Here is a 21,929-nt window from a genome sequence, read left to right on the forward strand (position 1 = left end):
CCACTCGTAGAATCTTGATTGCTATCTCTCTAACATAATTCTTTTGTGCTGCCTGAAATTCAGTAAAATGACACAGCAAAGTATGATTTAAAAAAATAAATCTATAATGATTGTTTAGTTATGTTTTGTATGATTAAAATAACAGAAAGAATACAAAAATTAACTTAGGTTATCAAAGCTTGGGTGTCCCATAATTTCAATAATTTCATTTCTATAATTTCTAATCGAGGTTTATGAATATAATTTTAGTAACAGATATCTTCGGTAAAACACCTGCTTTAGTTAAGCTAAGCGAAGAACTCAATGCAAAGGTTATTGTCGATCCTTATGGTGGAGTCGATATGGCTTTTAAAGATGAAGCTGAAGCATATTCTTACTTTATGGAGAATATTGGGTTTGATGATTATTTGTCAATATTACTAAAAAAGACGGAGTCAATAACTTCTGCTAGTACTTTAATTGGTTTTAGCATTGGGGCATCTATAATTTGGAAGTTATCTGAAATGCTTTCGGTTAAAAATGTAAATCGTGCAATTTGCTACTATGGCTCTCAAATTAGAAATTTTAAAGAAGTGAGCCCACAATTTGAAGTCGATTTGATTTTCCCCAAAAAAGAGTTTCATTTTGATGTGCTAGAACTACAAAATGAGCTATCGAGAAAGAAAAATGTAAATACTTCTAAAGTTGAATATTTGCATGGTTTTATGAATTTATATTCAACTAATTACAACCAAACTGCTTATAATCTACAGCTAAATTGGTTGCGAATAAATTCCTGCTAACAAACTGATTAATTGGTACAAAAAATACAGTTGTCTGTTTTCACTACGTCCAACATTTTAACCAAAAATTTTTAGCTCGTTATTTGGGAGTTATAGACTAGAAGCTACCTTCTAGTTTCATCATTAAAAAAGGATTTCCATGAAAATATCTGTTTTAGCTTTATCATTCGTTTGTTTATTTAGCTCTGCTGGTGAATATGAGACCGCTGTGGGTATAGGACATCAATATGGAGGTGTTTTAGGTGCGCAACTTTCCTATAAAACAGACTCGAGTAAGTATTATGGCTCTGTTGGATTAATAGGACTTTCGGCTGGCTTTCAAACAACTTTCAGTGAAAACTCAAATCATGCTTATGGTCTTGTTATTGGTAGGGAAGAGATTCAGAGCGAGGATGGCTTTCTTTTTGCAACGTATGATTATCATTTTAACGGTTTTTCTAAAAATGGGCTTGTAATTGGTACAGGTCTTGGCGTTACTAGAGAGGATGCTGGTGGTTTTTATTCTGATACTGGAAAAACAGAAACCTCAACATCAGTAACATTAAATATTGGTTATAAATTCTGATACGCCTATAGCAAGCAATTCAACAGAACTAAAAACCGTAGGCTGTTCGTATCGTTACACATTTTAGTAAACAATTATCAGCCCCTTAAATGGACGTTGAGGCTGTAGAATAACTAACTCAGTCAAAACGACGAGTTTCTTTAGCTCCTGTATCAGGCTGTAGAGTGTTAACGCGATATAGGTAATGCATTTAGTACCCCTATTTTATGGGGAAATTTATAATAAACGAGTTATTCTACAAACTCGTTAGGTTTATACATGCTGTCAATTAAATTAAATTAAATTATATTTGGTCGGAGTATATCAATGTGATAACTGAATTTGCTCCAATTAATTTATATAAAGAAAAACATGGGAAATTCCCCTCAAGCAAAATAAAAATAAGTTTGTGGGACAATATAGTTGCTCACTTATTCGGTTCATTAATATTTGCCATAAAAGTCAGGAAAGTTGGGCTATGTACTTTCAAATTTTGTGCTAATGGCTTTGAGCGTAAATCGAATTTGGGAAATAAGTTTATTCCTTGGGATAAAGTTTTACACATTCACCAATTAACTGACGCTTATCTAATGGAATTGGAGCAAGGATTTATCCCTTTACCTTATAGATGCTTTGAGAATCACCATACTGAATTTAAAAATCTTATTTCCAATAAGTTTGTTTAATAAAATTAACAAAAACAGTCGTTCAAATTATTTTTAGATACCAACAAGCTTTATCCTTTTACTACCTGCTTGCCTATTGCTCTACCCTCATTTCTATAAGAAAGAAGGCAAAAAGCCTGCTTTACACATCAACCAGTAGGTCTGGTTTTTTGAACTTATTGATCTACTGGTAACAATCAAGTAATCTTTTTAAAAATACAATAATGGTTGATTGATACTCTCTTGTAGAAAGAAGGTATGTCACCTCATAGTAAGTTGTTATGCTTATAAAAGGAGTTAGTGTTGATTTCAGGTTATAAAATTAGTTCTGAAACAAGTGATATGGATATTTCAGTGATTCATGGGTACATTGCTAGATCTTATTGGGCTGAAAATATTCCATTGAATACCATGGAGACGGCAATTAATAATTCATTATGTTTTGGTGTGTTTACTGATTCAGGAAATCAAGTAGCTTTTGCTCGAATGATTACAGACACTGCGACATTTGCGTACTTAGCTGATGTTTTTGTTTTAGAGGAACATCGCGGTAAAGGTATTAGTAAATGGATAATGAAAAATATTATTGAACACCCAAAATTGCAAGGTATTCGTCGTATGGCTCTTGCGACAAGTGATGCACATGGATTGTATGAACAATTTGGTTTTAAAGCATTAAGCTCCCCAAAATCATTCATGGAATTACATCACCCGGAAGTTTACAAATAAGCATAATAAGTCGTTAAGTGTCCAGGAAGGCGAGATGATTGAAACAACTTGCCATTGTGGAAATATAGCAATAACTACAAATAAACTACCGGAATCAGTAACAACTTGTAATTGCTCCCTATGTTATCGTATTGCAGCTTTGTGGGCATATTACACAGCGAATCAAGTAGTAAATATCAGATATTTTGATGGTGCGAATACATTTAAATATGTCGAGCAATAAAGCACTTAACAATTTTATCAAACCTCGTTTATAAAGACATTAAATGCCTTAACTGATCAATTAAACTGTTTATCAATTTGATGCATATTAAACAATTATTTTTTAAGGACAATAATGAAGTATTTCATTTACATTTTTTTCACTACAATATTATTCATTTCGGTTGGTGTAAATACAGTTCCTGCGAAAAAAGTACTGATTATTGCATCAAACATGATTGATATGGGTGATGCTGAAAAGCATGATGCGCGAAATAACTTATGGGAAGTAGCGCCGCCTTACCATATTTTTGTGAGTCATGGTTTCGAGGTTGACTTTGTTTCACCTAATGGAGGAAAAGTTGAATTCATGATGGATCCTCTAGGTATCAGTAGTTACACCATTAAATATGAAGGTTTCATGGACAAAGCAAACAACACTTTTACCCCAAGGAGAATTGAACCGAGTAATTATTGGGGAGTTTATATTGGTGGTGGTTACGGCCCTTTATTTGATGTTGCTAATAATAAAGAGTTACAGTCAATTATTGCAAAAATATATGAATCAGGTGGTATTATTGGTGGCGGCGGACATGGCGCGGGTGCTTTTGCTAATGTTGTTTTATCTACGGGTGAGTTTCTTGTCAAGGGTAAGAAAGTTGCTGGTTTTCCAAACTCAACAGAAAGATCTAAATCATGGGCAAAACAAGGATCTCTATTACCATTTCTTGTTGAAAGTCAGTTAAATAAAAATGGTGCAATTGCACAAAATAAACATACTTTAAAAGACAAACACGAAGTTGTTATCGATCAGCGAATTGTTTCAACAATGTTTTTACCTTCGGCAGCTATTGTTGCAAAAGAAATGATAATATTAAACAAGTAGCAATGGCACTTAACAATATTTTTTCAGGTTGGAGTATCCAAATGGCTCAAGGCAACAATAAGAAATTACTAACCAAAAGGGTTCGTAAAGGTGATAAGGGCTATCCCATAGCAACGATAGCTTTTTATGGACCAAACAATAATCTTGCAACAAAAGCAGTATGCGCAATCATAATACAAGAAGGCGCGGAAACAGATCCGATGAAAAAGTGGTTTTCTTCATCAGACTTGAGAAAGTCAGAACTGGTTATGAGTGAAATTTTGAATTTTATTGATGAAAACGGAGCAAAATCCGTAAGTATGATCCAGGAAGTAATAGGTTGCCCTCACGAAGAAGGGATCGATTATCCAGAAGGTAACTATTGTCCTGAATGCAACTATTGGAAAGGCCGTGGTAGATTTAGTGGCGAGATGGTACATTAAAAGTTTAGTACGAAATTAAACAAGGACAAATATGGAGCTCCCATTGAAGTTTAGTTTTAAATCAAAGTTATTAATTAGTGCCGGTTTTATTGCCGCTGCTTCTGCGATATGGCACCTACTCTGTATCTGGGGTGGTCCTAGTTGGTTTACTTTCGCGCGAGCACCTCAACAAATTATTGATTCTGCACAGCAAGGAACTTTACTTGCCCCAATTGGAACAGTCGTAGTCGCTGGATTAATGTTTTCATGCACTCTTTTTGCTTTTTCCGCAGTTGGCTTAATTCGCAAAATACCTTTAGTTACACCAGCGTTAATTACTATTGCTTTTCTTTGCACATTACGTGGTTTAATCGCTATACCTACATTTACTAATCCTACAGGCTTAGATCTTTGGCAAGTTATTGCTAGTACAGTTTGGTTTTATGTTGGTATTTGTTTTATCGCCGGTAGTATAGAACAATATAGGCTTGGTAAATCAGACATATAACAATAACTTCAAATGGTGTCTTTGTAAAAACGGCCCAAATTCACGATTAGTGGGAAAGTGGTGGTTCATTACTAGCTACACTCATTCAATGTAACAAATTTTAAGTATTTTAAACGTTATTTACATATCGTAATCGGAGCTTATATGAAGGTAATCATAATATACTGTTTGGTGTTTTTCTCATTCTTAATCCAAGCATCAGATAATAATTCTGACTTTAAATGTACGGTAAAGCAGGCCCAGCATGTTGCTGAAAACGGTAAATTAGATGAAGTTAAAAGTTGGGATGTCTTCCTAGAAAAGAACTTTATGGTTGATCGTCAAACTGGAATAATAGTAGGTCAACAATTTAAGAATAACATTGCTTCAATAAAACCTTTGGTTTATGACCATTTCGTAAATGGATACTCTGTTATAGCTGCCACTAATACTCAAGTAGTTAGATACCTTCAAATAACTACAATTGATGATTCTCCCAAAAAGGTATTTATTTATATTATGAATAATGTTGTACTTTCAGGTGTATGTGTATCTTTTTAAAATACACATAATAATTCGTTAAAACAGGACAAATAACAATTGGCTTTTACTCTTGTTTTTGATTATTTTAAGGTCGTTATATTTATTTCAAATTAGGAAGTTGTCGTGAGTGGTAATTTTAAGTTAGATATTTTTATTGTTTGTTTAATGTTTATACCCATAATCATTCAATTTATACCTGTAGTTTCAAAGCTATTAATTAGCTCAAATAAGCAGTTTCGTTTTTCATTGCTTTCATTTCCACCCTCTCTATATATTATTTTTCTATCGGGCTTAGGTGGTAATTTACTAGGTCAAATTGTTGTGGGTTTGGCTTTTGTAATCTTTTTTGTTAGTTACGCTGCTGCTTTATCTTATTTATTTCAAGCAAATAAGCAATAAATATAATCAACTTTCAAATGAGGTTAATGGCGTTTGTGAAGATAATAAATGGAGATTACAATGAATTCTGATAAATATGATTTTAAGCTAGAAAGCCCATTAGTTGAAGAGTTTTTAAATTTAAGAAATAAAGTTGGTTGGGGAGAATTAGAATTTAATTTGGCTCAAACGAGCTTAAATAATTCCTTGTTTCACGTCACGGTCCGTGATAAATCGGTACTTATTGGTATGGGTCGTATAGTTGGCGATGGCGCAATGTATTTTTATATTCAAGATGTGATTGTTGATCCAAGTTATCAAGGTACAGGTGTTGGCTCTATTTTAATGGATCAGATAGAAAATTATTTATCCGTAGCAGCTCAAAAAGGCTCTACTGTCGGATTGTTAGCTGCAAAAGGAAAAGAGGATTTTTATATCCGTTATGATTATATGTTACGACCAAGCAATACTTTAGGCAGTGGTATGTGTAAGTTTGTGTAAATGAGTTTTATACTAATCTCACTAACTATGTGATCATTTCTACTTGCTAAAATCCCCCACTACATCGTTATTTAATAATTAGGACAACTAGTTATTGAAATAGATGCCTTATATTTGGCAATTCTTTCTATGTATAAAATTGTTCACTTAATTAATAAAATTGGTATTAATAAGAGCATCAAAGGTAAATTACAATCAAGAAAATAATTATGCATAAGTTAATCTCTATTATATCAGTCGCTTTTTTAATGTTTATCACGTGGATAATATATTTAGCTAATACCGCACAAAACAGCATTTTTTTTGAGCTGGTTGCTCGTATTCCTTATGGCGACAAACTAGGACATTTCTGCTTATTTGGTTTACTAACATTAGGCGTTAACTTTGCTTTTAAACTTAAATCATATACATTAATTTCATTTAACATATATGTTGGTTCAACCGTAGTTTTCTTCTTCGTGTTACTTGAAGAATTAAGTCAGTACTTTATACCTAGCAGGACACTAGACATAACGGATGTACTGGCTGATATTCTAGGTATTATTACTTTTAGCCTTGTAACAAAGTTTATTAGTAAACACCTCGAATAGAAAATTAGCCGGAAAAATTATAGTTGGCTTTTATTTAATTTTTCAAACATTATAGTTAACGGTAATTTTCGCTTATGAAAGCGTTATATACACAAGGAGTATCAAGCATTGTTTAATAAATTAATTCCTGTTTCGCTGATCGTTTTATTATCAGCTTGTGGTGCAACTCAGCCACCACCTTATCAAAAAGATAGAGCGCCTGAAGATAGAGATCAATATAGTGGTGCGCAAGGTATGTCGCAATATCAAAAAGATCAGAGCTACCTAGTTAAAAAAGAATTATCTGATAAATGTACTACAGCTAAAATTGACTTAGCAATTGCAGAAGCAGATAAAAATACTAGCGACATTGAAAAACAAAATGCCCTAATTAACAGTTCATGCCTATAACCAGTAATATATTGTTTGTTAGGTATGTGTTATGAGGAAATCACAAATAAGGATAGCTGATGAGTCGAACTAAAGTTTTCAAAACCTTAAGTTTTGTTATTGGGTTAGCCATGTTACTAGCAAGTATCATGGCGTTTTTGGGCTTCTCCCCTTTTTCTGATACAAGTAATATTGGAATAACGGGATCTTCTTTAGTTGGTGCATATTTTATATTTTATGCACTAACAGGAAAAACAGATATATTGAATTACTTTAAAACAAATCAAGTTTAGTCATTACCTATTAAAAATAAAAATAGTTAAAACAAGACTAACAACTGCTGGATTTTGATCCGGTGTTGTTTATTTCAGCAAACTATCTTTCGTCCTTTAATCTGTAGTTAGTTACAGTGAGTGTAAAATGTCATTTCAAAATAAATTAGAAGCTGCACAAAAAGAGCTTAATGAAGCTAATATATGGAAATCTAATTATAATCCTCCGATTGTTGTACTGTTAAGGAAGCTTGGCTTTAATATTCGTCCCTTCCATTATTGTTCATTCAAGAGCAATTTTATTACAGCCTCGTTATGGTTTGGTATTATTTGGGGAATTATTATGTGGTTTACCTCTTGGAAAAATGACCACATGCCTATTCAAATTGCTATATTTACAAGTTTACTTGCAGGTGTATTTTTTGGATTATTGATGGCGCTATATTACAAACGTAGTGCAAAGAAAAACAACTTGAGTGATTGGCATACATTGTAGCTAACAACCCGCAAAACGAAAAAATAGCGCCCCGTTAAAGTTGTAGTTTCTTAGAATGTGGCGGTGAGATTGAAATTTGAACTCTACTCGAAGGTGTTACGCTACAAACCCCAATACCGATTTAACAAGACCTAGAAAGCAAAAAACCCGTCAATCTTTCGATTAACGGGTTTTCTAAATGTGGCGGTGAAAATAGCAATTTGAACACTACTCGAAGGTGTTACGCTACAAACTACGGGTTTGTCTTTAACAAACACCAGACGAAAAAAAACCGCTATAACTTGATATAGCGGTTTCTTAAAATGTGGCGGTGAGATAGAGATTTGAACTCTAGAAGGGCTACAAACCCTTGCCGGTTTTCAAGACCGGTGCTTTCGACCACTCAGCCATCTCACCAATAGTTTTAACAATCATCTTGCTAAAAAGTCGAGGCGTATATTAAGCGCTATCCATATCATTGTAAAGGATTAATTCGCATTTTATTAAAATAAATTACTTTATAAAGTCTAAATGCTCTTGATAGAAGTCTCCTAAGATTGGAACTCTTATCGTATGGCCTTGCACAACATGATAAACAGCATATATCCAAACAAGTAAAACAACTACATTTAGCAACCATCCAATTAGTGGGATTAACGCGAGTAATGCCCCAGTAATAATGAGTCCTAAGGACTGACGTAAATGAAAACTAATGAAATTCGACTTGTGGCTGCCATGTAAAACAATAGCCACTAACCAACCGATTAAAGTGATATAACTTAATATTGCAAAAGCCTTTGCCATTGTAGGAACATCGGCATTAGAAGATGCATAATAGTTATTAGTATTAGAGGTAACCTGTTGCTTAGATTTTTCCATTGATTGATACTGCATAAATTGACGCTCCGTCTTTATTATCGTAATCACTATCTACAAACTTATTACATACTCTCTTACTCAATATAGAGATCTCTCTCCTACTTAACAATCATTTCATTAGAACAATATTGCATATTGACCCTAATTGATTAAAAAGCAAACGAAATTATTTTTCATCGTTGTTATGTTTGTTTAGAAACATGGTTATCACATTGTTCTTTCATTATTTCGGCAAGGTAGTTATTATGTCCATCCTTATATTTTTAATACATGAATATTGATAAAGTCATTGTAAATTAAATATATTATTAAGATTTTCACGCATAAAAAAGTCTACTTAAATACTCAATTTAAGTAGACTTTTATTATATTAAAATACTTTTAATCGCTTAGCTTTTTACAATAACATATTCGAGTCAGCATTAGATTGTCATTAACTATACAGATCTTCTGGTAATAACTGCATCACTTAACTGCGCTAATAACGTTTCGGTATCATCCCAGCCAATACATGCATCAGTAATACTTTGGCCGTAAACCTCAGCTTTACCATTAACTAGCTTTTGGTTACCTTCAACTAAGTGACTTTCAACCATAACCCCAAACACATTGTGATTACCTTGGCTAATTTGCTCACTTACATCAGTTGATACTAACATTTGGTTTTCAAATTTCTTATTTGAATTAGCATGACTAAAATCAATCATTATTTTAGTGTTTAAACCACAACTATCTAATTCTTCAGTAACTTCTTTCACACTTTGTGCATCGTAATTAGTACTTTTGCCACCACGTAAAATAATATGACAATCGCTATTACCAGTTGTTTCAACAATTGCTGCATGACCAAACTTAGTAACAGATAAAAAATGATGCGAAGCTGCCGCTGAGCCAATTGCATCAATAGCAATTCGGATTGTACCGTCAGTACCATTTTTAAAACCTACTGGACATGACAGGCCAGAAGCGAGTTCACGATGCACTTGAGATTCGGTCGTGCGAGCACCAATAGCGCCCCAACACATTAAATCAGCCATATATTGAGGCGTAATCATATCTAAAAACTCCCCCGCTGTTGGCAAGCCTAGTTCATTAATATCTAATAGTAATTTTCTGCCCAAGCGAAGGCCATCATTTAATTTGAAACTGTTATCCATGTATGGATCATTGATTAGACCTTTCCAACCAACCGTTGTTCTAGGCTTTTCAAAATAAACTCTCATTACTATTTCTAGGCTATCTTTATACTTTTCACGTAATTTCACTAACCGCTGAGCATACTCTAATGCCGCTTTAGGGTCATGAATAGAGCAAGGTCCAATAACAACAAGTAAACGATCGTCTTTGTCATTAAAAATGTTGTGAATTGCAGCTCGGCCAGAAACAACCGACTTAATTGCTTTCTCTGACGCTGGAAATCGTTCTAGTAATGCGATAGGAGGTAATAAGTCTTTGATTTTATTGATGCGCACATCGTCAGTTTGATACATAATATTTTCTCTTTGCTCTCTGCTAATCTAATTAGCAACTTAATTCGTTTTATTTACGTCTAGACATCCAAATGAATAATCTAAAGATAATTTAACAGTGTTATGCGCGTAATACCAGTATATTCCCATGAAGAAAGCGATAAAATTCGCTATAATCATGGTTTGAAATTCTAATTAAGAGGTAGATATATAATGATAAATAAGACTTTACCATTACTTGACCTTCACAGGCATTTAGACGGTAACATTCGCCCTGCTACCATTTGGCAATTAGCAACTAAAAACAATATTGTTTTACCTGCAACACAACTGAGCGATTTTATTCCTCATGTGCAAATACAGGGTAGCGAATCTGACCTCTTGGCTTTTTTGAAAAAATTAGACTGGGGAGTCGCTGTATTAAAAGATCTTGATGATGTAAAACGTATTGCCTTTGAGAATGTAGAAGACGCTTTTAATGCAGGGTTACATTACGCTGAATTACGTTTTTCTCCATACTATATGTCGATGAACCATAATTTACCGATTGCTGAAGTGGTTGCTGCCGTAGTTGATGGTATTAAAATAGGCATGAAAACTTTTAATGTTAATATTAACTTAATTGGTATTTTAAGCCGTACATTTGGTGTTAAACACTGCCAACTTGAATTAGATGCTTTGCTGACACATAAAAATGATCTTGTTGCGATTGATTTAGCGGGAGATGAGTATAACTTTCCTGGCGATTTATTTGTCGACCATTTTAAGCAAGTGCGTGATGCAGGCTTAAACGTTACAGTTCATGCAGGTGAAGCTGGTGGTGCAAAAAGCGTATGGCAGGCAATTAATGATTTAGGCGCAACTCGTATTGGTCATGGCGTTGCGACAATAGAAGATGAAAAATTAATGTCTTATATGGTCAATAATAATATTGCGATAGAATCTTGTTTAACATCAAATTATCAAACAGGAACAGTTAAAGATTTAGCTACGCATCCATTAAAAACATTTCTTAAACATGGCATAAAAGCTTGTTTGAATACTGATGATCCCGCAGTACAAGGTATAGAAATAAAACATGAATATACTGTAGCTCAAAATGTATTAAAGCTCAGTGATAAAGATACTACTCAATTACAAAAGAATTCGATTGATGTTTGCTTTTTATCTGACACTGATAAAAAGCAATTAGTCTCAACAATATAGAAAGAGGTTTGATTTTTATTGTCAAATTGATAAAATTACATCGGTAAACAACAAGATCAGTAAAACACCCTTGATAGCTGTTTTTTAATTATTTAACCTAATTAAAGGTTTATAAATTTCAGGCTAAAAACTTACTGTTTAACTTACTTCTTTAACTTACTTTCTTACCATAGGGGATAACTTAAAGAATGAATTTAGTAATCAACTTAAAGAATTAACAAGGGATTTCCATGAGTACTCCACATATTTCAGCTAACTTAGGCGACTTCGCCGAAACCGTATTAATGCCAGGCGACCCGCTTCGAGCTAAGTTTATCGCTGAAAATTTTTTAGACGATGCAAAATGCGTAACAAGCGTACGTAACATGTTTGGTTACACGGGTACCTATAAAGGTAAACGTATTTCTGTCATGGGTTCAGGTATGGGCATACCTTCTATTTCAATTTATGCCACTGAACTATACAAAGACTTTGGTGTTGAAAACATTATTCGTATTGGTTCATGTGGCGCAGTTCGCGATGATATTAAAATTCGTGACGTAATTATTGGTATGGGAGCAAGTACTGATTCAAATGTTAATCGTATGCGTTTTAATCAATGTGATTTTGCTGCTCTTGCTGATTTTTCATTATTGCACAAAGTAGTTAATACAGCTGATCGTCTTGATAAAAAAGTGCATGTAGGTAACGTTTTTACCGCTGACTTATTTTATACGCCACAACCTGAAATGTTCGCGTTGATGGAAAAACACGGTGTATTAGCAGTAGAAATGGAAGCTGCTGGTTTATATGGTGTTGCTGCTGAATTAGGTAAAAAAGCATTAGCTGTATTTACTGTATCTGATCACATTAAAACAGGTGAGCAAACAACGGCTGATGAACGTGAAAATACCTTCAAAGATATGATGGAATTAACATTAGAAAGTATTCTATAACGCTTTTTTTCCGTGATATTCTCAAACATTATAATCGCTTACGTTAAACTCTTTTGTAAGCGATTTTAATCTAAAAGCGTTTGAGCGGTATATATTATTTGTTGAGATATTTTTTTATTTACACCTTTTACAAGCACCCAACTATGCCAATAAAGTGTCCTAATAAGCTCTTTGTCTGGGCATAAATTAACTAACTCTCCAGCTTCAAGTTCATTTTTAATTTGCAAATATGGTACTAAACAATAAGCAACGCCCTGCTTTGCTAATATAACAAATGCCTCTGCGGATCGAACGGTATGACAATAATATTCACTGGCTTCTAAACCAAAATTCTCTGCAATATAATGCATATGCATCGCGTCTTTGTGATCATAACTAATGGCTGGCGCCATTTTTAATGACGATTGAGTAACACCTTGTTTAAAGTATTTATCTTTAAACCCTTTCGAGCAAACAAGGCAATAATTCATTGAGCCAAGTTCAAATGAACGATACCCTTTTAACGGATTTTTAATAATACTAACCGCACCTATGGCTTCGCCGGAACGTAATCTATCTAAGGTTCGATCTTCAGGTTCAATCAACAAATTTAACTCAATTAAATTTTCTTGTAATACTGGCGTTAATGCTTTTAAAAACCACGTAGCAATACTGTCGGCATTCACTGCCAGTGAAACTTTCATTGGTTTAATTGCGTTATCAGGCATTAATTCAGGTAAAAGCTCATTTTCTAATTGTTTCACTTTCTTAAAATGGCTTAACAATTGTTCACCGACTGTGGTTAATTCTATCGGTTGTCTGCGAATAAGCACTGGCTGACCTATATTCTCTTCAAGTAATTTAATACGTTGAGAAATAGCTGATTGAGAAATAAATAACTGTGCTGCTGCTAAGTCAAAACTTTGTGTTTCTATAATAGCAGCCAATGCTGCTAATAACTTATAGTCCATATTAGTTATTCTTATGATAAATAAATTTTATTAATTATATTAATTTAATGAAAAAGTTCAAACTCTTATTTTTTCTAATGACATTAAGCAAATAACTTAAGGAACCTATATGTTCATCTTGGCAGCAATCAAAGGATTTACACTAACATTGAGTATGATAATACCGATAGGAAGTCAAAATTCTATGTTGATCTCTCAAGGCATTAATAAAAACCACCATATTACCACGGCAGGATTATTTATACTTTATGATGCATTGATGATAACTGTTGGTGTTTTAGGTGGCAGTTTAATTTTATCGACCAATGCATTGCTATTTACACTACTCACCTGGGGTGGAATTTTATTTTTACTTAGTTATGGCGCGATGTCTTTTAAGCAAGCGTTTGATGGAATAAAGTCAGACAATAGCAATGTTAAAATAAAAAGATCATTAAAGATTGTTATATTAACAAGTTTAATTGTGACTTTTTTAAATCCACATGCTTATATTGATACTGTGATGGTGATTGGCAGTGTGGGTGGACAATATACCGGCCAAGAAAAGATTTATTTTCTTATTGGTGCGATTACCGGCTCTATCGTTTGGTTTTCTACCTTAGCATTAACAGCCTCAAAACTTTCGGTACAATTAAGTAAACCGAAAGTTAAGAGTGTTATAGATTGTTTAATTGGTGCTGTGATGTGGTTTATTGCTTGGTCATTATTTATGACTTGGACTTTGAAGTAACTCCGTCAAAAAGCTTGTACCATATTCCATTGCTTCTACATCAAAAAGCTCAGCAAGTGTTTGTCCTAAATCAGCAAAACTGGTGCGTTTACCTAAGTCTATTGATGCCATCGACTGTTGATAACTAAGTAAAGGTACAAATTCACGCGTGTGATCACTGCCAGGCCAAGTTGGATCACAACCATGGTCGGCAGTTAAAAATAGAATATCGTCTTTTCCCATATGCTTATAAATTTCAGGTAAACGCTTATCAAAGTTTTCTAATGCTTGGGCATAACCAACAGGATCACGACGATGACCAAAGTCTTGATCGAAATTCACTAAGTTAGTAAAGATCAGACTATTATCTTTTGAAGACTTGATATGCGCTATTGTGGCATCTACTAGCGCATCAATGCCATTTGCTTTTGTTTTTTGTGTTATGCCTTGATGAGCAAAAATATCAGCAATTTTACCAACACTAACTACTTCTCCACCTGCTTGCACAATTTTTTCTAATACTGTGGTTGAGGGTGGTAATACTGAATAATCACGTCTATTACCTGTACGAGCAAAGCTATTACTTTCACCAACGAATGGTCTAGCAATCACGCGGCCAATATTTAAATCACTGTTTGATAATATTTCACGAACTTGTTCACAATATTGATAAAGTTTATCTAAACCAAAATGCTCTTCATGAGCTGCTACTTGGAAAACACTGTCAGCTGAGGTATAGCAGATAGGTAAACCCGTTTGAATATGCATATCACCAAGCTTATTAATAATATCAGTACCTGATGCATGACAATTACCTAATATTCCACTACAGCCCGTTTTGTTATTAATTTCAGCAATTAAATCTGTCGAAAAAGATGACTCATGATCTGAAAAGTAAGTCCAATCAAACAATACAGGCACTCCAGCCATTTCCCAATGACCACTTGGTGTATCCTTACCGGTACTTAATTCAGCCATATAACCAAAAGCACCTTTATTAGGTTTAATATAAAAATCATTAAAATCTATCGACGACTTCGCTAAATCATCTTTATATTCTTGCCAAATTTTATCACTGCTCGCTTGCCGACTTAATTCATGTAAGCCTAATTCACCTAGGTTTGGCAATTGTATAACTTTATTTTTTGCTTTAAAGTAAGCTTTAGCTATGTTGATAAACGTATTAGCATTAACATCACCAAAACTTTCTGCATCATCTGCATAGCCGACCCCAAAACTATCAAGCACTAAAATTATTGCCTTTGCCATTGAATTTACACCTTTTGTTAAAAAAACATGACCAATTAGTCAAGTTGTGTTAATTTAAAGCTTTTATTATAATTAGCCAAGTTTTTTCTAACCTTTTTTCTTATTGCCTTGTGATTTACTTAGATTGTTCTAAATTAAGTTTATAATAGCAATAACTTGACCTTTTCTACGGACTTATTAATGATACAACCAAGTAAAACGACTGTAATCGCCATCGCAGGTGCTTCAGCATCAGGAAAGTCCCTTTTTGCTAAAACAATATATCAAGAGTTATTACCTGAATTAGGTCCTGACGGCATTTCTATTTTAAAAGAAGATGCTTATTATCGGGATCAATCAGATTTAACTATGGATGAGAGAGCGCAAACTAACTACGATCATCCTAGAGCCTTTGAACATGAATTACTCAGTGAACATTTAACATCTTTAATAGCGCAGAAAACAATAGACTGCCCTGTTTATTGTTATAAAACGCATACACGTACAACCAATACCTTATCAATAAAACCAACTAAAATCATATTAGTTGAAGGCATTCTACTTTTATCAAACCCTCAGCTTCGAGACTGTTTTGATATAAAAGTGTACATGGATACACCACTTGATATTTGCCTTATTCGACGTATTAAAAGAGATACCGAAGAACGTGAACGTAGTTTAGAGTCTATCACTAATCAATATTTAACCACAGTACGTCCTATGTATTACCAATTTATTGAACCGTCTAAAGCTTGGGCTGATTTGGTAATTACACGCGGTGGTAAAAATAGAATGGCAATTGAAGTATTAAAAGCTAAAATTCGACAGTTATCTTTAAAAAGTACTCAATAGAATTACTCATAGCATTTAACAATAATAATTAACAAGATAACTTGAGGTTACAATGGATCTAACGGTACTACGTAGTTTAATTGGTATTGGTGTGTTGCTCGCCATTGCTGTATTTATTTCTAAGCAAAGAAAATCTATCAATATTCGTACAGTTGTTTGGGCTTTTGCTCTTCAAGTTGGGCTAGGTGCATTTGTACTTTATATTCCATTTGGAAAAGACGTTTTAGCATCAATTTCAGGTGGCGTTCAACAAGTGATAGATAGTGCCAATGTGGGTATTGCCTTTTTATTTGGTGGTTTAGGCACAGATGCTATGTTTTCTAATGGCGTTGGTTTTGTTTTTGCCATTCGTGTGCTACCAGTGATTATCTTTTTCTCGTCATTAATAGCCGTTTTATATTATCTTGGCATAATGCAGTGGGTTGTTAGAATTATTGGTGGTGGCTTACAAAAGTTACTAAAAACCAGTAAACCTGAATCATTGTCAGCTACCGCAAATATTTTTGTTGGTCAAACAGAAGCGCCATTAGTAATACGCCCTTATATAGCGAATATGACACAATCTGAGCTGTTTGCCATAATGGTAGGTGGTTTAGCTTCTGTTGCCGGCTCTGTTTTAGCAGGTTATGCAGGCTTAGGTGTTGACTTAAAATACTTGATCGCCGCTTCTTTTATGGCTGCACCTGGTGGCTTATTAATGGCTAAAATTATTCTTCCAGAAACAGAACATGAAAAAATAGCTAATGAAAGTATCGTTATTGAAGAAAGTGCTGACAAACCGGTAAATGTTATTGATGCAGCAGCATCAGGTGCTGCATCGGGTTTAAAGCTAGCCGTTAACGTTGGCGCAATGCTATTAGCCTTTATTGCTATTATTGCTTTACTCAATACAATTGTTGGCGGAACAGCTAGCTTATTTGGTTTTGAAGGCATTACAATTGAATGGTTATTAGGGTATTTATTTGCGCCTATCGCTTTCATTATTGGTGTTCCAACCTCTGAAATGCTTCAAGCAGGTAGTTTTATTGGGCAGAAAGTCGTAGTAAATGAGTTTTTTGCTTATGTAAACTTTATTGAGATAAAAGACACGTTGAGCGTTCCTACGCAAGCAATTATTACATTTGCCCTGTGTGGATTCGCTAACTTATCGTCTATCGCTATCTTGCTTGGTGGTATTGGCTCTATGGCGCCAAATAGACGACCTGACATAGCAAGACTAGGCATGAAAGCCATGCTAGCAGCAACACTCGCTAATTTAATGAGTGCAGCAATTGCGGGCTTATTTTTATCCCTTTAAGAGTAAAAGCCATTATTGCTAATTCATAAATTATACCTAACTAACGATACATTGTTAGTTAGGTATTGATCCATATAAACTTAATTATCAAATTTTAACTATGACGACTCAAACAAATACCGACACACAAAAAGAAATTGCCAAACAAGCCATTAGTTTAATGGATTTAACCAGTTTAACGGATCAGGAAACACCCGCTGATATTAAAAATTTATGCTTACAGGCTAAGTCTGCAGGAGGTAATACAGCTGCTATTTGTATTTTTCCACGCTTTATTCCTTTAGCTAAAAAATTATTAGCTAATCAGGGTACACCTAATATAAAAATAGCAACGGTGACAAACTTTCCTCACGGTAATGATGATGTAGCAATTGCTGTTGCAGAAACAAAAGCTGCTGTTGCCTATGGCGCTGATGAAGTTGATGTGGTTTTTCCTTACCAAGCATTAATTAATGGTGATACTGAGATAGGCTTAAAGCTAGTAACAGCATGTAAAAAAGCTTGTCCAAACGATGTATTGTTAAAAGTTATCATTGAAACGGGTGAATTAAAAACACCTGAATTGATTAAATTAGCAAGTGAAATATCAATACGTGCTGGTGCTGACTTTATTAAAACCTCTACAGGTAAAGTTAACGTAAATGCGACACCACAAGCTTCTGAAATAATGCTTAGTGTTATTAATGCGACAAATAATGCAAGCACAGATACCGGTTTTAAAGCCGCAGGTGGTGTTAGAGACGTTAACGATGCTCAAGTATACTTAGACATAGCAAGCAACATTTTAGGTGAGCATTGGGTTAGCACAAAGCATTTTAGATTTGGTGCCAGTAGTTTATTAAATAACTTACTCACAACGCTTGAGTTAAACAATCAAGAAGCTAATAGCAACACTAGCACTTCTGCAAGTTACTAAGCATAAGGGCTAGATAATGGCACAACTTTACTTTTATTACTCATCAATGAATGCGGGCAAATCGACGCATTTATTACAATCGTCATACAACTACAATGAACGTGGATTAAAAACCGTTCTTTATACCGCGCAAATTGATGATAGGTATGCAAAAGGAAAAGTCACTTCTCGATTGGGTATTAATTCAGATGCTCATTTATTTGCACAAGAAACTGACCTATTAACAGAAATTACTGCGATTAAAAACGAAACTAAAATCGCCTGCGTATTAATTGATGAAGCACAATTTTTAACCAAAACCCAAGTTAAGCAATTAACTGACATTGTTGATAACTTAAATATTCCGGTATTAGCTTATGGTATTCGTACAGATTTCTTAGGCCAAACGTTCACTGGTAGTGCTGCATTATTGGCTTGGGCAGACAAGTTAGTTGAGTTAAAAACTATCTGCCATTGTGGCCGTAAAGCAAACTTTGTCATTCGATTAAACAGTGATGGCAAAGCTGCTACAGGAGGCGAACAAGTGGAAGTTGGTGGTAATGAACGATATCAAGCGGTATGCCGTGAACACTTTAAAGAATATGTCCCACTAGCTTAAATGAACGACATATCTCAATGATGTTTCACTATCTGCACTGCCAAAAGGGTAACACGTAACCAGTATAAGTTCTTTTATATCAACAACTTCCTTGTTACCCTCATTTTTATAGTTACTTTTATTCAACAGCACCAATTGCTCTGTAGCCAGATCTAAAATAGTAATTTTTTTCACCTTAAATACGCTAGCATTGCCCGTTTTTAACGTTAAAGTTATGCTATCGTTTACGCTCAATTCCTCTAAAATACGAAAGTGAGTATCATTGTGCGCTGAGATCACCATAACATTTGATTGGCCTAGTTCAACGCCAGAATCTGCCCTTTGATTAAGGCCCGGACCAAATGCTAACGCTTGTCCTGAATCATTATTTAACACAATGTGCGACAAGTTAAAACGATCAAAAGTAAGTTTAGCGACGGGATAAAAATCAGCCCATGGCCAGGGCTTATTTTCCTCAATCGTTTTATTTTTTGATTTAGACGCTTCATGATCATCATCAACACTTATCAATTGCTTTTGCCAAGTTGACGCTAATAAGACTTGTGCAAAATGCGCTTTTATCATCATGTAACTTGCCATTGCAAAACTAGCTGACGCTATTATCAAAAGCAGTATGACCAATGACGATATAATTTTATCCCTCTTACGCGTAAAATTTGTCATCATTTATTTGGCGCTTAATTCGTTTGAATGACGAACATAACGCTTATGTAAGCGTAGCGACTTATTTAGTAATTGCATTAGTATGGCGATCGTCATAAATAATAAAGCAAAATATAAATAGCCCGCTATGCCTAAGCTAGTATTCGCCAATGGAATTATTTGTGTTGAGCCTGTTGGCATTAAATTTTTTATCGCTTTTGATTTTAATGGTGCACCTTGTTTTCGTGTTATTTCCTCTTCAATAGCGATAAAGCTCGTATACGGTGAAAGTAAATGATGCTGTAATGCTAAGTTGGTAATTTCAGCCTTAACTATCTCTTTTTGCTCAAGAGAACTTCGACGATGTAGGTCAATTAAATGGTCAATTTTTTCTTTAGCCCACCACTGTGCAACGCCAATATTTAATTGTTTAACATCAAATGAACTTTCAGCTGAATTCAAGTTAACGCCCGCCTCTTTAACGTTAGTGATATCTATTTTTTCTTGCCAAGTCATAGCCGCTAATTGACCCGATACGTTAATATATGCATCTACTTTTGATTTTCCTAAACTATCCTTTTTGTTTGCTTGTTCCTTTAATTCATTTTTCAACCAACGAGCGCTGATCATTAAAGGCTGTCCTGCATATAAATCAGGAATATTTTTTGGAAAGGTCTCTACCGATTTCATTGGCCAACTCAATTCAACTTTTTGCATTAACGGCTTGCTAATTTGATTAAACAATTGCGTCATTTCATGGCTTACTTCATTGATACTTCCAATATAACGATAGGTGCCACGGCCTATTTTTGCTGCTTGTGACATAAAATAACTATTAGGGGCCGAGCCAATACCAATAGTATGTAAACGTGAACTAGCTAACTTACGTTCAATTAAATTAAATAACTCTGTTTCATTACCGACACTACCGTCAGTAATAAATACAATTTGTTTATATGGGTGATCTTTATTTGATGCTGTTAAAGCTTGTTCAATGGCCGGATACATATTAGTACCACCGCCCGCCTCTAGTTGTGATAGCCAATATTTAGCTTGTGCTACATTATCTGCATTCGCAAGCTTACTGACCTTGAATAAACTTTGTGTGCGATCTTCAAAGGCAATGATGTTAAAGGTATCATTTGAGTTTAATAAATCCAATGCTGTAATCAAAGATTGCTTTGCTTGTCTAATTGCCACGCCGCCCATAGAGCCAGACGTATCTATAATATAAATAACATTTTTATCAATCGCTTGTGCATAATCATTACTAGGTGGCATTAACATTAATAAACCATATTGGTATTTATTATTAGTAACATCTGTTTCTGATTGTATAAAGAAAGCAGCTTTCGGTACATTACCCTGTTCGAGCTGCCATTCTAAAACAAAGTCTTGATCGAGCTTGGTGTTTTTATCTGCAAGAGATATTAACAGTTTTTCATTTAATGGCGTTTTTGCTATTTGATGGTACAAACTAGTAACATTCGTTAATGGTAAACCACCATTTAAATCAACTGACAAGGTGACAGTTTGATTTTGGCTAGTATTTTCACCGGTGTTATCTCTTGTTTGAATAGGCGTAATTTCACTGGCATCGGTAACTCTGTCGTTATTCATTGCCCAGCCATGTGAATTGATGCTGGTTGTATTTATTACTTTTAATTCATCACTGGTATTACTCGCGTTTATTAGCTCTTTGCGATTAATTGCGTGTGATGAAGGGATATAACGAGGCGTTAAGGTTAGCGGAATTCTTAATGAAAAGGTCTCATTATTTAATTTTATTGATTGAAAATAGTGTAAATTTATTTTTATCGATTCCCCTGGCGCTATGTTGGCCACTTTTGTGGTAAATAAATTTGGCCGCTGCTGTGACACCAACCCTACTCTTTTACCTGCTGTTTTCGCTTTTGTATAAAGCTTTTGCGCTTGTTGTTTTTCTTTAATCTTCCCTACTATACGCCTTTCACCTATTTCCATGATCATTGAAGAAACAGAGGCATCATCAACCAATGGAAAAACATAAACAGCTTCAACATAGTCATTACTTGCGTTTTTAAAGGTTTGCGTAAAATTTACCTTTGCCAGTAAACCGTTAATGGTTACTTGATAATCACTTTGTTGAATTAATGCTGCAGAGTATTTTTCATTATTTTTAAAATACAAAGTACCTGAGCTAATCGATTGATATGGAATATTGTCCATTGATAATTCATTCGCACTCACTTTTGTCAGCACTAGTAAATAACTAAGGCTCATTATGGCAAGCAAGATAGGAGAAAATACGATACTAAGTAGTGAAATACGTAAAGTATAAGGTATTAAGGTGTAATGGGATGACGTTGAAATGGACCCATTAATAGTTGTGCTTTTTTTCATGATAAAACTCTATAGAAAGTAAA

General features: G+C 34.4%; 27 protein-coding genes and 1 tRNA gene. 21 read left to right on the forward strand and 7 right to left on the reverse strand.

What is annotated here, in order from left to right; genetic code table 11:
- Window positions 1-233: 233 nt before the first annotated feature.
- The 14 genes from KO509_RS01285 (at window position 234) to KO509_RS01350 (ending at window position 7,844) form a co-directional block, all read left to right on the forward strand.
- Window positions 234-782, forward strand: coding sequence for a hypothetical protein (locus KO509_RS01285; protein WP_215971483.1), 549 nt, complete (start codon window positions 234-236; stop codon window positions 780-782).
- A 139-nt stretch (window positions 783-921) separates the two neighbouring features.
- Window positions 922-1,347, forward strand: a complete 426-nt coding sequence (locus tag KO509_RS01290; RefSeq protein ID WP_215971484.1) for a hypothetical protein — start codon at window positions 922-924, stop codon at window positions 1,345-1,347.
- Between the two features lie 308 nt (window positions 1,348-1,655).
- Window positions 1,656-2,012, forward strand: a complete 357-nt coding sequence (locus KO509_RS01295) for a YcxB family protein (protein ID WP_215971485.1) — start codon at window positions 1,656-1,658, stop codon at window positions 2,010-2,012.
- Between the two features lie 282 nt (window positions 2,013-2,294).
- Window positions 2,295-2,720, forward strand: coding sequence for a GNAT family N-acetyltransferase (locus tag KO509_RS01300; protein WP_215971486.1), 426 nt, complete (start codon window positions 2,295-2,297; stop codon window positions 2,718-2,720).
- A gap of 337 nt (window positions 2,721-3,057) precedes the next feature.
- Window positions 3,058-3,807 carry a type 1 glutamine amidotransferase domain-containing protein gene (locus KO509_RS01305; RefSeq protein ID WP_215971487.1) on the forward strand — a complete coding sequence of 250 codons (750 nt, stop codon included), beginning with the start codon at window positions 3,058-3,060 and terminating at the stop codon, window positions 3,805-3,807.
- A 41-nt stretch (window positions 3,808-3,848) separates the two neighbouring features.
- Window positions 3,849-4,229 carry a hypothetical protein gene (locus KO509_RS01310; RefSeq protein WP_215971488.1) on the forward strand — a complete coding sequence of 127 codons (381 nt, stop codon included), beginning with the start codon at window positions 3,849-3,851 and terminating at the stop codon, window positions 4,227-4,229.
- A 43-nt stretch (window positions 4,230-4,272) separates the two neighbouring features.
- Window positions 4,273-4,716, forward strand: coding sequence for a hypothetical protein (locus tag KO509_RS01315; RefSeq protein WP_215971489.1), 444 nt, complete (start codon window positions 4,273-4,275; stop codon window positions 4,714-4,716).
- Window positions 4,717-4,860: 144 nt separating this feature from the next.
- Window positions 4,861-5,256 (forward strand): hypothetical protein, encoded by a 396-nt coding sequence (locus KO509_RS01320; protein ID WP_215971490.1) that lies wholly within the window; start codon window positions 4,861-4,863, stop codon window positions 5,254-5,256.
- Window positions 5,257-5,361: 105 nt separating this feature from the next.
- Window positions 5,362-5,637, forward strand: coding sequence for a hypothetical protein (locus KO509_RS01325; protein ID WP_215971491.1), 276 nt, complete (start codon window positions 5,362-5,364; stop codon window positions 5,635-5,637).
- Window positions 5,638-5,697: 60 nt separating this feature from the next.
- On the forward strand, window positions 5,698-6,117 hold the full coding sequence (locus KO509_RS01330; protein WP_215971492.1) for a GNAT family N-acetyltransferase: 420 nt from the start codon (window positions 5,698-5,700) through the stop codon (window positions 6,115-6,117).
- Between the two features lie 209 nt (window positions 6,118-6,326).
- Entirely contained in the window at window positions 6,327-6,707 is a 381-nt protein-coding gene (locus tag KO509_RS01335; protein ID WP_215971493.1) for a VanZ family protein, read from the forward strand.
- 108 nt (window positions 6,708-6,815) lie between these two features.
- Window positions 6,816-7,097: a hypothetical protein gene (locus tag KO509_RS01340; RefSeq protein ID WP_215971494.1), complete on the forward strand. Its 282-nt coding sequence runs from the start codon at window positions 6,816-6,818 to the stop codon at window positions 7,095-7,097.
- Window positions 7,098-7,156: 59 nt separating this feature from the next.
- Complete coding sequence (locus tag KO509_RS01345; RefSeq protein WP_215971495.1) at window positions 7,157-7,369, forward strand: hypothetical protein; 213 nt, start codon at window positions 7,157-7,159, stop codon at window positions 7,367-7,369.
- Between the two features lie 127 nt (window positions 7,370-7,496).
- A complete protein-coding gene (locus KO509_RS01350) occupies window positions 7,497-7,844 on the forward strand; it encodes a DUF6404 family protein (RefSeq protein WP_215971496.1) in 348 nt (115 codons plus the stop codon).
- A 305-nt stretch (window positions 7,845-8,149) separates the two neighbouring features.
- Here the strand turns inward: KO509_RS01350 and KO509_RS01355 are convergent.
- From KO509_RS01355 to aroG, 3 genes are all read right to left on the reverse strand, one after another.
- Window positions 8,150-8,240, reverse strand: a tRNA-Ser gene (locus KO509_RS01355).
- A gap of 96 nt (window positions 8,241-8,336) precedes the next feature.
- Window positions 8,337-8,717 carry a hypothetical protein gene (locus tag KO509_RS01360; RefSeq protein ID WP_215971497.1) on the reverse strand — a complete coding sequence of 127 codons (381 nt, stop codon included), beginning with the start codon at window positions 8,715-8,717 and terminating at the stop codon, window positions 8,337-8,339.
- 422 nt (window positions 8,718-9,139) lie between these two features.
- Window positions 9,140-10,195 (reverse strand): 3-deoxy-7-phosphoheptulonate synthase AroG, encoded by a 1,056-nt coding sequence (gene aroG, locus KO509_RS01365; protein ID WP_215971591.1) that lies wholly within the window; start codon window positions 10,193-10,195, stop codon window positions 9,140-9,142.
- Between the two features lie 189 nt (window positions 10,196-10,384).
- Between aroG and add the strand changes: the two genes are divergently transcribed.
- The gene (gene add / locus KO509_RS01370) at window positions 10,385-11,377 is read left to right on the forward strand and encodes an adenosine deaminase (protein WP_215971498.1); all 993 of its coding nucleotides are present in this window, start codon (window positions 10,385-10,387) and stop codon (window positions 11,375-11,377) included.
- Window positions 11,378-11,607: 230 nt separating this feature from the next.
- Complete coding sequence (gene deoD, locus KO509_RS01375; protein ID WP_215971499.1) at window positions 11,608-12,312, forward strand: purine-nucleoside phosphorylase; 705 nt, start codon at window positions 11,608-11,610, stop codon at window positions 12,310-12,312.
- 65 nt (window positions 12,313-12,377) lie between these two features.
- Here the strand turns inward: deoD and KO509_RS01380 are convergent, their stop codons facing one another.
- Window positions 12,378-13,262, reverse strand: coding sequence for a LysR family transcriptional regulator ArgP (locus KO509_RS01380; protein WP_252727327.1), 885 nt, complete (start codon window positions 13,260-13,262; stop codon window positions 12,378-12,380).
- A 184-nt stretch (window positions 13,263-13,446) separates the two neighbouring features.
- Here KO509_RS01380 and KO509_RS01385 point away from each other — a divergent pair, with 184 nt between their 5' ends.
- Window positions 13,447-13,992 carry a LysE family transporter gene (locus tag KO509_RS01385; RefSeq protein ID WP_252727328.1) on the forward strand — a complete coding sequence of 182 codons (546 nt, stop codon included), beginning with the start codon at window positions 13,447-13,449 and terminating at the stop codon, window positions 13,990-13,992.
- On the opposite strand, the gene KO509_RS01390 is transcribed toward KO509_RS01385, so the two are convergent.
- Complete coding sequence (locus KO509_RS01390; RefSeq protein WP_215971501.1) at window positions 13,966-15,240, reverse strand: phosphopentomutase; 1,275 nt, start codon at window positions 15,238-15,240, stop codon at window positions 13,966-13,968. The genes KO509_RS01385 and KO509_RS01390 overlap by 27 nt on opposite strands.
- A 180-nt stretch (window positions 15,241-15,420) precedes the next feature.
- Between KO509_RS01390 and udk the strand changes: the two genes are divergently transcribed.
- The 4 genes from udk to KO509_RS01410 all read left to right on the forward strand — a co-directional run bounded on the left by udk (window position 15,421) and on the right by KO509_RS01410 (window position 18,882).
- Window positions 15,421-16,071 (forward strand): uridine kinase, encoded by a 651-nt coding sequence (gene udk, locus KO509_RS01395; protein ID WP_215971502.1) that lies wholly within the window; start codon window positions 15,421-15,423, stop codon window positions 16,069-16,071.
- Between the two features lie 52 nt (window positions 16,072-16,123).
- Window positions 16,124-17,368 (forward strand): NupC/NupG family nucleoside CNT transporter, encoded by a 1,245-nt coding sequence (locus KO509_RS01400; RefSeq protein ID WP_215971503.1) that lies wholly within the window; start codon window positions 16,124-16,126, stop codon window positions 17,366-17,368.
- A gap of 100 nt (window positions 17,369-17,468) precedes the next feature.
- Entirely contained in the window at window positions 17,469-18,284 is an 816-nt protein-coding gene (gene deoC, locus KO509_RS01405; RefSeq protein WP_215971504.1) for a deoxyribose-phosphate aldolase, read from the forward strand.
- 16 nt (window positions 18,285-18,300) lie between these two features.
- Window positions 18,301-18,882 carry a thymidine kinase gene (locus tag KO509_RS01410; RefSeq protein ID WP_215971505.1) on the forward strand — a complete coding sequence of 194 codons (582 nt, stop codon included), beginning with the start codon at window positions 18,301-18,303 and terminating at the stop codon, window positions 18,880-18,882.
- On the opposite strand, the gene KO509_RS01415 is transcribed toward KO509_RS01410, so the two are convergent.
- Together KO509_RS01415 and KO509_RS01420 are read right to left on the reverse strand one after the other, a co-directional pair.
- The gene (locus tag KO509_RS01415; protein WP_215971506.1) at window positions 18,874-19,548 is read right to left on the reverse strand and encodes a class GN sortase; all 675 of its coding nucleotides are present in this window, start codon (window positions 19,546-19,548) and stop codon (window positions 18,874-18,876) included. The two genes, KO509_RS01410 and KO509_RS01415, sit on opposite strands and share 9 nt — an antisense overlap.
- Window positions 19,549-21,906, reverse strand: coding sequence for a marine proteobacterial sortase target protein (locus KO509_RS01420; RefSeq protein ID WP_215971507.1), 2,358 nt, complete (start codon window positions 21,904-21,906; stop codon window positions 19,549-19,551). It lies immediately after the preceding gene.
- Between the last annotated feature and the right edge of the window lie 23 nt (window positions 21,907-21,929).

This window comes from Colwellia sp. C2M11 (genome assembly GCF_018860915.1).
Lineage (GTDB): Bacteria > Pseudomonadota > Gammaproteobacteria > Enterobacterales > Alteromonadaceae > Colwellia.